13 protein-coding genes are annotated in these 12,591 nt (G+C 70.6%); 5 read left to right on the forward strand and 8 right to left on the reverse strand.

Annotated elements, in window-relative coordinates; all coding sequences use genetic code 11:
- Position 1: 1 nt before the first annotated feature.
- Both ACFVW6_RS02030 and ACFVW6_RS02035 read right to left on the reverse strand, forming a co-directional pair.
- Complete coding sequence (locus ACFVW6_RS02030) at positions 2-700, reverse strand: DedA family protein (RefSeq protein ID WP_355274738.1); 699 nt, start codon at positions 698-700, stop codon at positions 2-4.
- 4 nt (positions 701-704) lie between these two features.
- Positions 705-1,367 (reverse strand): VTT domain-containing protein, encoded by a 663-nt coding sequence (locus ACFVW6_RS02035; protein WP_355275405.1) that lies wholly within the window; start codon positions 1,365-1,367, stop codon positions 705-707.
- A 167-nt stretch (positions 1,368-1,534) separates the two neighbouring features.
- Here ACFVW6_RS02035 and fbaA point away from each other — a divergent pair, with 167 nt between their 5' ends.
- Complete coding sequence (gene fbaA / locus ACFVW6_RS02040) at positions 1,535-2,572, forward strand: class II fructose-bisphosphate aldolase (RefSeq protein ID WP_355274735.1); 1,038 nt, start codon at positions 1,535-1,537, stop codon at positions 2,570-2,572.
- Between the two features lie 37 nt (positions 2,573-2,609).
- The gene (locus tag ACFVW6_RS02045) at positions 2,610-3,728 is read left to right on the forward strand and encodes a BTAD domain-containing putative transcriptional regulator (protein WP_355274732.1); all 1,119 of its coding nucleotides are present in this window, start codon (positions 2,610-2,612) and stop codon (positions 3,726-3,728) included.
- A gap of 31 nt (positions 3,729-3,759) precedes the next feature.
- On the opposite strand, the gene ACFVW6_RS02050 is transcribed toward ACFVW6_RS02045, so the two are convergent.
- From ACFVW6_RS02050 to ACFVW6_RS02060, 3 genes are all read right to left on the reverse strand, one after another.
- Positions 3,760-4,818 (reverse strand): fused (3R)-hydroxyacyl-ACP dehydratase subunits HadA/HadB, encoded by a 1,059-nt coding sequence (locus ACFVW6_RS02050; RefSeq protein WP_378824148.1) that lies wholly within the window; start codon positions 4,816-4,818, stop codon positions 3,760-3,762.
- A 99-nt stretch (positions 4,819-4,917) separates the two neighbouring features.
- Entirely contained in the window at positions 4,918-5,799 is an 882-nt protein-coding gene (locus ACFVW6_RS02055) for a hypothetical protein (RefSeq protein WP_378824147.1), read from the reverse strand.
- A gap of 515 nt (positions 5,800-6,314) precedes the next feature.
- The gene (locus ACFVW6_RS02060) at positions 6,315-6,749 is read right to left on the reverse strand and encodes a hypothetical protein (RefSeq protein ID WP_378824146.1); all 435 of its coding nucleotides are present in this window, start codon (positions 6,747-6,749) and stop codon (positions 6,315-6,317) included.
- Positions 6,750-8,275: 1,526 nt separating this feature from the next.
- Between ACFVW6_RS02060 and ACFVW6_RS02065 the strand changes: the two genes are divergently transcribed.
- The 3 genes from ACFVW6_RS02065 to ACFVW6_RS02075 all read left to right on the forward strand — a co-directional run bounded on the left by ACFVW6_RS02065 (position 8,276) and on the right by ACFVW6_RS02075 (position 10,200).
- On the forward strand, positions 8,276-8,446 hold the full coding sequence (locus ACFVW6_RS02065; RefSeq protein ID WP_378824145.1) for a hypothetical protein: 171 nt from the start codon (positions 8,276-8,278) through the stop codon (positions 8,444-8,446).
- A 127-nt stretch (positions 8,447-8,573) separates the two neighbouring features.
- Complete coding sequence (locus ACFVW6_RS02070) at positions 8,574-9,008, forward strand: DUF3151 domain-containing protein (protein ID WP_355274722.1); 435 nt, start codon at positions 8,574-8,576, stop codon at positions 9,006-9,008.
- 25 nt (positions 9,009-9,033) lie between these two features.
- Positions 9,034-10,200 carry an FUSC family protein gene (locus ACFVW6_RS02075; RefSeq protein WP_357342234.1) on the forward strand — a complete coding sequence of 389 codons (1,167 nt, stop codon included), beginning with the start codon at positions 9,034-9,036 and terminating at the stop codon, positions 10,198-10,200.
- A 4-nt stretch (positions 10,201-10,204) separates the two neighbouring features.
- Here the strand turns inward: ACFVW6_RS02075 and ACFVW6_RS02080 are convergent, their stop codons facing one another.
- Genes ACFVW6_RS02080 through ACFVW6_RS02090 form a run of 3 tightly spaced genes read right to left on the reverse strand, consistent with a single transcriptional unit; the run spans position 10,205 to position 12,517 of the window.
- On the reverse strand, positions 10,205-11,059 hold the full coding sequence (locus ACFVW6_RS02080) for a glycosyltransferase family 2 protein (RefSeq protein ID WP_378824144.1): 855 nt from the start codon (positions 11,057-11,059) through the stop codon (positions 10,205-10,207).
- Between the two features lie 43 nt (positions 11,060-11,102).
- Positions 11,103-11,891 carry a site-2 protease family protein gene (locus tag ACFVW6_RS02085; RefSeq protein ID WP_355274716.1) on the reverse strand — a complete coding sequence of 263 codons (789 nt, stop codon included), beginning with the start codon at positions 11,889-11,891 and terminating at the stop codon, positions 11,103-11,105.
- Positions 11,888-12,517 (reverse strand): hypothetical protein, encoded by a 630-nt coding sequence (locus tag ACFVW6_RS02090; protein ID WP_355274714.1) that lies wholly within the window; start codon positions 12,515-12,517, stop codon positions 11,888-11,890. Before ACFVW6_RS02090 ends, ACFVW6_RS02085 begins: the two co-directional genes overlap by 4 nt.
- Positions 12,518-12,591: the final 74 nt, after the last annotated feature.

Raw genomic sequence — 12,591 nt, forward strand, 5'->3', positions numbered from 1 at the left:
GTCAGCGCTCGGCCTCGCCGACGACGCTGGGCGCCCGCTCGACATCGAAGTCCTCGGCCGGCTTGGCCATCTCCTGGCGGTAGTGGCGCAGGCCCAGGATCGTGCCGATGATCAGGCCGACGATCATCGTGCCGATCACCGCGGGCATCAGCCACGGCACCTGCTCGAGGAACTCGCCCGCGTAGTAGCCGATCAGCAGCAGCACCGGGGCCCAGATGATCGCGCCGAGGGTACTGGCGACGGTGTAGCGGCGATGGTCCATCCCGGCCGCGCCCGCCACCATCGGGCACAGCGTGCGCACCCAGGGAATCCAGCGCGCCACCAGCACGGCGAGGAAGCCGTGTTTCTCCAGCAGCGCGGTGACCTTGGCCAGATTCCTGGTGTTGATATAGCGGCCGTTCTTGCGCGCGACCAGGTGATGCCCGGTGCGCTGGCCCACGACATAGCCCACCTGGTTACCCGCGATCGCGGCCACCATGGTGCCCAGCGACAACGCCCAGACCTGGGCTTCGCCGTTGGCGTGCGAGGCCATCACGATGCCCGCGGTGATCAGCATCGAGTCACCGGGTAGGAACAGCCCGATGATGAAGGCGCATTCGAGGAAGACGAAGACGAGTACAACCGTCCAGACCACGGCGGGGCCTGCCGAGATCAGTGGATCGAAGCTGCCCAGTGCCAGGGTCGACGGTACTGCGGTCACTTGCTCAGCGGATCTCGTTCGCCGAAGCGGCCAGCTCGGCGGCGGGCGCGTCCTCGGTGGGCGCGGTACCGCGACGCTTGTCGAGCACCTTCTTACCGACGGTGATGATCGCGGGCAGGATGGAGACGAACACGATCAGCAGGAAGATGCCCTCGATGTGGTCGCGGATGAAGGGCACGTTGCCGAGGAAGTAGCCGAGCACCGTGACGCCGCCACCCCAGAGCACCGCGCCGACGATGTCGAACGCCACGTACTTGCGGTAGTCCATCTTGGACACCCCGGCCAGCACCGGCATGAACGTGCGCACGATCGGCACGAACCTGGCCAGGATGATGGTCTTGGGGCCGTGCTTCTCGAAGAACTCGTGCGTCTCGGTGATGTACTGCTTCTTGAAGAAGCGGCTGTCCTCCTTGCGGAAGATCGCCGGACCGATCCGTCGGCCGATCCAGTAGGCGCACTGGTCACCGGCGAACGCGACGAGGATCACCAGCGGCACGAGCACCCAGATGGAGACCGGCGGGTTCGGCTGCGCGGCGAGCATGCCGCCGGTGAACAGCAGCGAGTCACCGGGCAGCAACGGGAACAGCAGACCGGTCTCGATGAAGACGATCGCCAGGATGGCGGGTAGGACCGCGTTCTTGAGCCAGGTCTCCTGGAGCAGATACATCGGGTCCAGCAACTGGGTCAACGCAAGGTTGTTCGTCACCGCATCGGATACCGCCAGCAAAGTCACGGCCCCCACAGTACCGGGCGAATCTGTGACATGAGTGGCCCACAGTAGGCTGACGCCTGACAGAATTGGTTTTTCGCTCCCCACACACGGAGGTCACTGCTGTGCCTATCGCGACTCCGGAGGTCTACGCCGAGATGCTCGGCCGGGCCAAGGCGCACTCGTTCGCATTCCCGGCTATCAACTGCACTTCGTCGGAGACGATCAACGCCGCCATCAAGGGCTTCGCGGACGCGGGCAGCGACGGGATCATCCAGTTCTCGACCGGTGGCGCCGAGTTCGGCTCCGGTCTCGGCGTGAAGGACATGGTCACCGGCGCGGTGGCGCTGGCCGAGTTCGCGCACGTGGTGGCGGCCAGGTACGACGTGACCATCGCGCTGCACACCGACCACTGCCCCAAGGACAAGCTGGACACCTACGTGCGTCCGCTGCTGGCCATCTCGCAGGAGCGGGTGAACAACGGCCTGAACCCGCTGTTCCAGTCGCACATGTGGGACGGCTCGGCCATCCCGATCGACGAGAACCTCGAGATCGCCAAGGAGCTGCTGAAGCTCTCGAAGTCCGCCAACATCATCCTCGAGGTCGAGATCGGCGTCGTCGGTGGCGAGGAAGACGGCGTCGAGGCCGAGATCAACGACAAGCTCTACACCTCGCCCGAGGACTTCGAGAAGACCATCGACGCGCTCGGCGCCGGGGAGAACGGCAAGTACCTGCTGGCCGCCACCTTCGGCAACGTGCACGGCGTGTACAAGCCGGGCAACGTGGTGCTCAAGCCCGAGGTGCTGGCCGAGGGCCAGCGCGTCGCGGCCGCCAAGCTGGCGCTGCCCGAGGGCTCGCAGCCGTTCGACTTCGTCTTCCACGGTGGTTCGGGCTCGCTGAAGTCCGAGATCGAGGACTCGCTGCGCTACGGCGTCGTGAAGATGAACGTCGACACCGACACCCAGTACGCCTTCACCCGCCCGGTCGCCGGCCACATGTTCGCCAACTACGACGGTGTGCTGAAGATCGACGGTGAGGTCGGCAACAAGAAGGTCTACGACCCGCGCAGCTACCTGAAGAAGGCCGAGACCTCGATGGCCGCGCGCGTCGTCGAGGCCTGCAACGACCTGAAGTCGGCCGGACGCTCCGTCAGCGGTTCCTGATCGGCCTTTTCGCGACAATCAAACGGGGCCCGAGCTCATGAGTCTTGATGTCCGTGTGCTCGGGCCCGTTCGACTGCTGGTCGGCGGTGAGCCGGTGGCGGTCGGCGGGCCCAAGCCGCGCGCTCTGCTAGCCGCGCTCACCGTCAATCGACGGCGCGCGGTGTCTTCTGCCGTGCTGGCCGAGATGGTCTGGAACGAGGATCCGCCGGACTCCTACGCCGCCAGCCTGCAGGTGTTCGTCTCGAACATCCGCAAGGCCCTGCGCAACGCGGGCATCGACTCGGCTCAGGTGCTGCGCACCGAGGGCGCGGGCTATCGGCTCGAGATCCCGGACACCGCGTGCGATCTCGGCCGCTTCGAGAACGCGCGGGAGGCGGGGAGCCGCTGCCTGGAGGTGGGCGATCACCCCGGCGCGGCCAATCTGTTCGGTGCCGCGCTGCGGGAGTGGTCCGGCCGCGCGCTGGCCGACCTGGCCGGGTTGCAGTTCGCCGACGGTTTCGCCACGGCGATGGACGAGGAGCGGCTGCTGGCCGTCTCCGCCCGCGTCGACGCCGAGATCGCCTGCGGCCGAGCGTCTTCGGTGATCGGCGAGCTGGTCTCGATGACCAACGAGCACCCGCTGCGCGAGCCGCTGTGGGGTCAGCTGATCACCGCGCTCTACCTGTCCGGGCGCCAGGCCGACGCGCTGGAGGCGTGCCGCCGGGTGCGTGCCGTGCTGGCCGAGGAACTCGGCATCGACCCCGGCGCCGCGCTGATCGACCTGGAACAGCGGGTGCTGCGGCAGGAACCGCTGAATGTGGTGGAGGCCAAGCGATCCGAGCAGCTCGCGGCCGCGATGACCGAGACGGTCACCGAGGTGCCGCGCTCGATCCGCAACGGCAATCTGCGCTTCGCCGACGGCCGCACCATCCCGATTCCGCACGGCGGCTTACGGATCGGCCGGATGACCGACAACGAGCTGGTCCTCGACGACCCGAAGGCCAGCCGCTACCACGCCCACATCATGCCCAGCCGCGCCGGCCTGCTGATCAAGGATCTGCATTCGGCCAACGGCGTCTACGTGAACGAGGTGCCGATCGACAGCGGCGCGCTACTCGCCGACGGCGACCTCATCCGCATCGGCGCGACGATCCTGACGTTCATCGCGGTGGCCTAGGCGATTCGCCCGGGCCACCGGCGAGAACTACTCAGGTGAGGCGGACTTCGGCGACCGCGCGGCCGAAGAGCTTGCGGCCCTCGGAGATTCCGCTCAGCAGGATGGTGGCGCCGCGCCGCTCCGGGTCGACCGACTTCACCTTCCCGGAGAACTCGATGACGCCGGCGGCGGCGGGCGGCACCGGCACGAAACCGGAGAAGCGCACGGCCAGCTTCGCGATGGCGGTCGGGTCGCCGAGCCAGTCGCTCAGGTACTGGGCGGCCAGGCCCATGGTGAGCAGGCCGTGGGCCACGACGGTCGGCAGGCCCGCCAGTTCGGCGGCGCGATCGCTGAAGTGGATCGGGTTCGGGTCGCCGGAGACGCCGGCGTAGTTGGCCAGGTCGCCGCGGGTCACCTTGGCGATGCCCGCGGGCAGTTCGTCGCCCTTGGCCACGGAGCCGAACTCGGGGACGGTGTTGACCGGCGCGAACTCACGTTCCGGGGCGGCGGGTGCGGGTCCGGTGCGGCGGATCAGGATGTCGTCGGTGTCGACGCCGGCGATGGCCGCCGGGCGGGCGTGCATGCTGATGTTCTCGACGGCCTCGACGATGTTCGGGTCCACCTCGACACCGCGGCGGGCCACGATGGTGGTGGTGCCCTGCACGGCGATCTGGTCGTCGGAGTTGATCAGCTTGAAGCCGACGTTGACGAAGTCGTTGTCGCCGAACTGGCGGATCGACTCGATCTCGATCTCGGTGCGGATCCGATCGCCGGCCAGCATGGGCCGGTAGATCTCGAAGACCTGGTCAGTCTGCAGCACCTGGGAGAGGTCGTACTCGGTGAGCACGCTGTCGAGCAGCGCCCTGGTGGCGCTCATCCCGATCACCGAGGCGAAGGTCGGCGGCGCGATGACGCCGTCGTACCCGAGCTTGCGCGCGTCGACTTCCTGGTGGTGGGCGGGGTGCGTGTTCTGCACGGCCCTGGCGAATTCGCGGATCTTCTCGCGGCCGACCTCGTAGTGATCGCGGAAACCGAAGCGCTGGCCGACCAGCGCCGCGTCCGGGACCACAGCTTCGGTGCCCGGCTGCGACACTGTCTGTTCCCTGCTCATGATCCGGAAAATGTTACTCGAGTACCCAAGCGGATGACCAGTTATGTGTGACCCGTCATAGCGGCCATGAACTGCCGCTACGACGGGTCGACACCGCTGCTACGGGGTGCCCGCGGGGTCGCAGACCTTCCAGCTACCGTCGGTGCGCTGCAGGTCGAAGGTCCGCGCGGTCCGTTTCGCCGGATCGGCCGAGGTGTACACGGTCGCCTCGGCCAGCGCGGTGTCGCCTGTGATGCGCACCGCATCCACGCTGGCGACGACCGGGATGGAACCGCGCTCGGTCGAGAGCTGGTGCACGCCCTTGAACTGGTCGGCGGTGATGCCCTGGTAGAAGTCGTGCAGCTGGCCGCACGTGCTCGACCGCAGGTCGTCCAGGTCGCCGGAGCCCAGCGCGTCGGCGTAGGCGCCGATCGCGGTGCGGACCTGGCCCTCCGGCGAGTTGTCCCCACCGGTCATCAGCGTCACCACGGTCACGATCAGGGCGATGACCAGCACCGCGGCGCCTGCCGCCGCCAGCAGCCAGCGCTTCGAGCGGGCCGGCTTGTCGGCCGCGGCCTCCCGCGGAGCCTCGATCCGCTGCGGCGGCGCGACCGGACGCGGTGCCTCCGGCGGCGCGACCTGGCGCTTGCCCTCGGCCAGCTGCTGCGCGGGGCGCGTCGGCTGGATGTCGGCGGGCGACGGCGCCGACGCCGGCTTGGGCGGGGCGATCGGCGCGCGCGGCGGCGACGGCTGGGTCTCCTCGACCCCCGGCCCGTGCGGCCCGGCGGGCCCCTGATGCCCGGCCTGCCGCGGCCCCGCGGGCCCACGCGGCGTACTCGGCGGCGGCGTCATCGGCCTGCCACCCGACGGCGGCACCACCCGATCCGTCCCCTGCGGCCGCTGCACCGGCATGGCGGTGGTCGGCGCGTCCGCCGGATTCACCACCCGCATCGCGATCGTCTGATCCTCCGACGCGGGCGGCTCACCCCCGCCCTTGCGCAACGAGGCAGCACCCGCCGCCCCGGCCGCCGCAGCACCCGCCGCTCCCGCCGCCGCAGCGGCAGCGCCCGGCCGATTACCCGCGTCCGCGCCGGGTCGGCCTCCCTGCTTGGTACCCGCTCCCTGCGGCGTGCCCTTGTCACCGGAACCCGCTGCGGTCTGGAACTTCTCGGTCGCGTCGACATCCCGAGACCGCGAAACACCCTCGCCGGCGACAACTCCGGAGATCGTTGGCGCATCGGCATCCGCCTGCGCGGCATCGGCACCGCGTGGACCGGCGGTGTTCGCCCCCGCCCCGCCTGCCCCCGGACCCGCTGCCGCCGATCCGTCGGCCCCGGTGCCGTCTGCCGCCGCAGCAGCATCAGCGCCGCCGGCCGAGCGGCTACCGTCCGCCGCGACATCAGCACCGGCAGCCGAGCGGCCGCTTGCGGATGCATCGGCCTGGGCGGCAGCGCCTGCGGCCGCCGCGGAGCCTGCCTTCGCCGCAGCGCTGTCGTTCGCCCCCACAGAGCCGGTCGCTACCGAATCGGCATCTCCGACAGCGGAGTTCGATCCAGCCGCCGCAGCGCCCGCGCCGGTCGGTGAGCCAGCAACGTTGGCACCTGCGCTCGATGCCGCGCCAGCGCCAGCTGCGCCACCTGCGCCTGCCGCGCCTGCGCCACCTGTGCCTGCCGCGCCTGCGCCTGCCGCACCTGCGCCACCTGCGCCTGCCGCGCCTGCGCCACCTGTGCCTGCCGCGCCTGCGCCTGCCGCACCAGCGCCACCTGCGCCTGCCGCGCCTGCGCCACCTGCGCCTGCCGCGCCTGCGCCACTTGCGCCCGCCGCACCTGCGCCCGCCGCGCCTGGCCCGCCCGTGCCTGCCGCACCTGCGTCTGCGGCACCTGCGTCTGCGGCACCTGCGTCTGCGGCACCTGCGTCTGCGGCACCTGCGCCTGCGGCTGCGCCAGCGGCACCTGCGCCGGCGGCCGCTGTGCCTACACGTGCGGTATCCGAGCCTGCGGCGCCTGTGCTGGTCGGTGAGCCTGCTGCTGCGGCATCGGCACCCGCCGTGGCGTCGGCGTCCGGCGACTCGCCACTTCGAGTCGCATCGGTCGCATCGGCGGTGGCATCGGCGCCTGCGCCTGCGGCGCTGCGGTCCGCCCGCGCTGAGTCTTCAGAGGTGCCGGTGGCCGCGTCTGCCGCCTGGTCCGTGTCGGAATCGCGTGCGCCAACGGCGGCCGCTCCGGCGAGGCCCGCGCCGACCGCGACGCCTGCTGCTGCGGCAGTTGCCTTGCCGGGCTTCGCGTCCGGCTTCGACGGGCGGTCGGCCTGGTTCATCTCGGCGGTCGAGATGTCGGCCTGGGCCGCCCGGGACTGTGCGCTCGGGACCTTGACGGTGCGGTCGTCGGCCGAATCACCCTTGGTGGTGGCCGGTTTCCGGCCCGGGATCGACATCGCGGTGGTGGGCGCGTCCGGTCCGGCGAGGTCGGCGGGGCGCTCGTTGCCGCGTCCCGCCGGGTCCGCACCGCTCTGGTCCGCGCGATCCCCGCCGGGCAGGCCCTGCGAGAGACCCGCCAGCGGCGAGGCCCCGGCCGGTGCGCCCCCACCGTTGCCTGGCCCCGAAACGGGCTGTCCGCCAGGCGCATTGCCGGGTCGACCACCGGCCGGTGCGCCCGGCGCCCGACCCACCTGTGGTGCGCCCGGACCCGAAGGCCGTTGCGGGCCAGGCGGATTACCGGGTCCGGATGCCTGCGGTCCACGGGTGTCCGAGGGGTACTGAGCGCCGGGACCCGCGGGCCGCTGGCCGCCGGGCGCGTTGCTCGGGCCGAAGCCGGGGCCGCCAGGGCGCTGTCCACCGAGTGCGTTGCCGGGACCACCAGGGCGCTGTCCGCCAGGTGCGTTGCCGGGGCCGGAGGGCTGCTGTCCGCCGGGACGACCGAGGGGCCCGCCGGGGGCGTTGCCCGGACCGAAGGCCGGACGGCCACCCGGTGCGTCGGTGGGACGGCCGATCGGCGCGCCGGGTCCACCCTGGGGGCGAGGTCCGGCGGGCGGGTTGCCCGGGCCGTTGGGACGGCTGCCGGGGCCTGACGGCTGCTGTCCGGCAGCCGGGTTCGAGGAACGGACCGGCTGGGCTCGGCGTGGCGGAGGTGCGGCGGGTTCTGCCTGCGGGCGCGGGCCACCGGGGCGCCCCGGCGGCTGCTGTCCGGCCGGTGGATTGCCCGGCCGCTGGCCGCCGGGCGCGGACGGCTGGTGGCCGCCGGGGCCGTTCGCGGGTCGTTCGGACGACTGGCGTCCGCCGGGCGCGTTCGTATGTCGCTCGGTCGACTGGTCATCGGGGCGCCGGCCACCGGTCGCGTTGCCGGGTCCCGACGAGGAGCTGCCCGATCCGCCCGAAGGACCGGCCGCGTCACCGGCCGGGTCGGCAGCCCGTCCGGACGGGCTCGAACCCTGTCCGGCCGCACCGGGCAGATCACCGCGCCGGATGACGACGGTCTCCGTGGTGCCTGGGGAAACGGTCGGCCTGCCCGGTTCGGTGACCGCCTCGGGGGTCGACTTGGGCGCGCCGGTCGACGGCGCGGTGCTCGACGAATCGGCGCCGCGCTGGGCGGTCGCGCCGGGGTCGGCAGATTCGGCTGCCGCGTTGTTCTCGTCGGTCGGGTCGGACACCTAGTACCCCTCGCTCAGGCTCGAACGTTCCACTCGCGCCTCAGCCTAGTGCGCGTCGCGCCGAGGGGTTCGCCGATCGCCTCGCGGCGGGCCGGGCGACGTCGTGACGGGCCGCGGTGCACAATGAACCCATGACCTCCTTCGGTGACCTGCTCGGACCGCAGCCGGTCCTCCTTCCCGAATTGATCGACGCCGAGGACGCCATCGCGGCGGGCGCCGACCCGGTGAAGGTCGCCGCCGATCATCCGGCCGCGTCGATCGCCTGGGCGCAGCTGGCCGAGGCCTCGCTCGAGCGCGCGGGCGACGAGGTCACCCACGACACCGTCGCCGCCTACGCCTTCGCCCGCACCGGCTACCACCGCGGCCTCGACCTGCTGCGTCGCAACGGCTGGAAGGGTTTCGGCCCGGTCCCGTGGAATCACGAGCCGAACCAGGGTTTCCTGCGCAGCGTCGGCGCGCTGGCCAGGGCGGCCAAGCTCATCGGCGAGACCGAGGAATACGCCCGCTGCCTGGACCTGCTCGAGGACTGCGATCCGCACGCGGCAGCCGAACTCGGCCTGGATTGAGCCGGCGACCGGATCCGAGCCGTAGGTGAGCGATCCCCATTCCGTCGTCGCCGCGGCGACTCCGGTCGTCGCCGCCGCCAAGGACAGCACCGTCGATCGCCTGAAGGCGTCGGCGGTGCGTCTGCGTCTGTCGACCATCCCGATCATCCAGTGCTCGCTCGGCGCGGCACTGGCGTGGTTCATCGCGCACAACGTCATCGGGCATCCCGACCCGTTCTTCGCGCCCACCGCCGCGGTCGTCTCGATCGGCATCTCCTTCGGCGCCCGGATCCGGCGCTCGGTGGAGCTGGTGGTCGGGGTCGCCGTCGGCATCGGCATCGGTGACCTGTTCATCGCCCAGGTCGGCACCGGGGTCTGGCAGGTGGGCCTGGTGGTCGCCGCCGCGATGGCGTGCTCGGTGTTCCTCGACGGCGGCTCGATCATCACCATCCAGGCCGCGGGGTCGGCGGTGCTGGTCTCGACGCTGAGCCAATCACCGGGCGCGGGCCCGAGCCGGATGATCGACGCCCTGGTCGGTGGGCTGGTCGGCGTGCTCATGGTCGGGCTGATCCCGCTGCATCCGGTGCGCAGGGCCCGCGAGCACGCGGCCGACGTGCTGTCGGTGATGAGCAAGTCGATGATCACCTGCGCCGACGGCCTGCTCGAGCAGGACTCGGACAAGGTGCACGAGTCGCTGACCGCGGTGCGCGCCACCCAGAAGCAGATCGACGCCCTGCGCTCGGCGCTGGAGGGCGGTCGCGAGGTCAGCCGGATCTCGCCGCTGTACTGGAACTCCCGCAAGCGCCTGGCCCGCATCCATTCGGCGGCCGACCCGCTCGACAACGCCGTCCGCAATACCCGGGTGCTGCTGCGCCGTTCCCTGACCCTCGTCCGCGACGACGAGGTGCTCGACCCCCGCCTGATCGACCTGGTCGACCAGCTCGGCAACGCCACCGATGTGGTCCGCAGGATGATGCTGGCCGATCCGGGCGAGCAGCCCGATCAGGCCGAGGCCACCCGCGCGCTGCGCAGCGTCGCCAAGAAGGCCAGGCCCGAACTCGTTGTCGGGGCCGGTCTTTCGGCGCACGTGGTGTTCGCGCAGATCCGGTCGATCGTGGTGGATCTGATGGTCGTGTGCGGGATGCAGCGCATCTCGGCGATGGCGCTGCTCCCGCCCACCGTGCCCAATCCGTATGTGACGCCCGAAGAGTGAGGGATCAGTCGCCGACGGGGGAGACCCTGGGGCGGCCGGGACGCAGCGTGAACCGCTTGCGGTCGAAGTCCCACACCCGGTAGATCGGCCACTGCGAGGTGTGCATCACCCAGGCGCCGGTGATCACGGCGCGGTGGAAGCCCACCACGTTGTAGCCCTGGTTGGCGATGGTCTCCAGGCCACGCAGCTGGTACTTCCACCAGACGCTCGGCGGGGTCTGGCGGCGGCGCGCCGAGATCTCCGCGCGCAGCTGCGGCAGCTGGTCGATGCGCAGCTTCGCCTTGGTCAGGCAGAGCGCGAGGTCGAGGTCTTCGTGCAGGTCGCGACGGGTGGTGGTGTCCGCGTGCACCTGCTCCCACGCGGTCCGCCGGATCGCCATATTGGCGCCGTGCACATTGCCGACGGGCTGGTGCTTGATCAGGCCGAGGCGCTGCTGGCCACCGATCGCGGCGGCGAGGAAGAAGCCGATCGGGGAGTCGTGGTAGGTGCTGATGCCGGTCACCGCGACGGTGTCCGGATGCGCGTCGAGGTGCGCGCGCACGGTGGCGCCCCAGTCGGGCGCGACCATGGTGTCGGCGTCGATGCGACCGAGGTAGTCGCCGCGCGCCTTGTCGAAGCCGGTGTTGCGGGCGTGCGCGACGCCGGGATTCGGCTCGTCGATCAGCTCGATCTTCGGATGTCGGGCGGCTAGCTCGGCGACGATCTCCCTGGTGCGGTCGGTGCTGCCGTTGTCGACGACGACGATCTCGTCGATGGCGTCCTGACCGACCAGCCGCTCCAGGCAGGCGGCGATGACCGAGGCTTCGTCGAGTACCGGGATGACGACAGAGAGGACTACGGGCGATTCGGTGGTGCCCATACGCGTTTCCGTTCCAGAGTCGAGGTTGACCGGCGACAGGCTATCAACGCCAGAAGCGGGTCATGTGGCTACCGTAGGCAGCCCACCCGTCAGGTACCCCGGAAAGTTCGAACAAAGCGTAAACAGCGTCGAAAAACACCCGGCTCAATGGTGTGAAGAAGATGACAGCGAAGAGAACGAGCATTCCGTAGGGCTTGATCTGGTCGAGCGACCGCCGGGTCTCGTAGCTCAGCGAGGGCTCGATGATCCCGAACCCGTCCAGGCCCGGCACCGGCAGGATGTTCAGCAGAAACGCGGTGATCTGCAAGAACGCCAGGAAACTGAGCCCACACCAGAACCCGGCGTGCTCCTGCATCGTCCCGAACGCGCGGATCACCACGAGCAGCACCACCGCGCACAGCAGATTGGACGCCGGGCCGACGGCGCTGACCAGCCGCTGCACCGCCGAGCGGAATCGGGTCGTGTCCACATACACCGCGCCGCCGGGCAATCCGATACCGCCGAGCGCGATGAAAATCAGCGGCAATCCGATCGAGAGCACCGGGTGGCTGTATTTCAGCGGATTCAGGGTGAGATATCCCCGCACTTCCACTTCATGATCACCCGCGCGCCACGCGACATAGGCGTGCGCGAATTCGTGCAGGCACAGGCTGATGATCCAGCCGAACACCACGAGCACGAACACGCCGACCTTCGCGCGCACCGACTCGATGTCGGCGTCCCAGGCGAGCGCGCCGCCGAGCACGGTGATCAACACGATGAGCAGGAAGACCGGGCTCGGGCGGACGGCGCTGTGGCCGGTCCGCCTGCCGGTGGGGAAGGAAGACGTCATCGCACCAGGAGCCAGGGTTGTTCGAAGCGGTAGAAGGTCGAGCGGGGCACCTTGCGTTCGGTGGTGATCCCGTCGCGGGTGACGATCGCGCCCGGCGTGCCGAGCTGCGCGGCGCGACCCGACACCCAGGTGCGCTTGCGGAAGCCCTTGCGGACCCTCGCGCGGACACCGGGCATCGTCATCGTCGGTGAGATCAGCATGGTCGTCACGATGCCGGTGAATAGCAGCGTGTCGTCGACGTAGGCCTCGCCCTCGAGCTTGGCGCCGTCGATACCGGTGATGCTGGCCCGGCCGACGAGCACGGTGCCGGTGTCGTCGCGGATCAGCGGGGTCTCGATGGCCCGGCCCTCCAGCGCGATCTTCGCGGCGGCGTTGCCGGTCGCGGTCTGATAGACCCGCGAGGCGTAGGTCGTCTCGACCGGGACGAACCCGACCTCGACGTGCAGGCGTTCGGTGCGCATCAGATGGGTGAGCACGGCGGCCAGGGCGGCGTCGGAGCCGAGCACGATCAGGCGCGGCAGGCTGTCGGCGGCCAGCACCGGCAGCAGCTCATCGATCACGGCGGTATCGGGCACCGGCTCGGTCTGCGTGGTCGGCTGCGAGGCCAGCGCGATCGGGACCGGCATGTCACCACATCGGAGAACGTGGGTACTCAAACTGCGGTACACCCTCCTCGGTCGGGTCGACGGTGTGTCGCCCT

The sequence above is a fragment of the Nocardia sp. NPDC058244 genome (assembly GCF_042882065.1).
Lineage (GTDB): Bacteria > Actinomycetota > Actinomycetes > Mycobacteriales > Mycobacteriaceae > Nocardia.

Excerpts from the sequence above, each read along its gene's own strand:
- ACFVW6_RS02035 (WP_355275405.1), bottom strand. The coding sequence starts at position 1,367 with ATGTATCTGCTCCAGGAGACCTGGCTCAAGAACGCGGTCCTACCCGCC.
- ACFVW6_RS02045 (WP_355274732.1), top strand. The coding sequence starts at position 2,610 with ATGAGTCTTGATGTCCGTGTGCTCGGGCCCGTTCGACTGCTGGTCGGC.
- ACFVW6_RS02050 (WP_378824148.1), bottom strand. The coding sequence starts at position 4,818 with ATGAGCAGGGAACAGACAGTGTCGCAGCCGGGCACCGAAGCTGTGGTC.
- ACFVW6_RS02070 (WP_355274722.1), top strand. The coding sequence starts at position 8,574 with ATGACCTCCTTCGGTGACCTGCTCGGACCGCAGCCGGTCCTCCTTCCC.
- ACFVW6_RS02080 (WP_378824144.1), bottom strand. The coding sequence starts at position 11,059 with ATGGGCACCACCGAATCGCCCGTAGTCCTCTCTGTCGTCATCCCGGTA.
- ACFVW6_RS02085 (WP_355274716.1), bottom strand. The coding sequence starts at position 11,891 with ATGACGTCTTCCTTCCCCACCGGCAGGCGGACCGGCCACAGCGCCGTC.
- ACFVW6_RS02090 (WP_355274714.1), bottom strand. The coding sequence starts at position 12,517 with ATGCCGGTCCCGATCGCGCTGGCCTCGCAGCCGACCACGCAGACCGAG.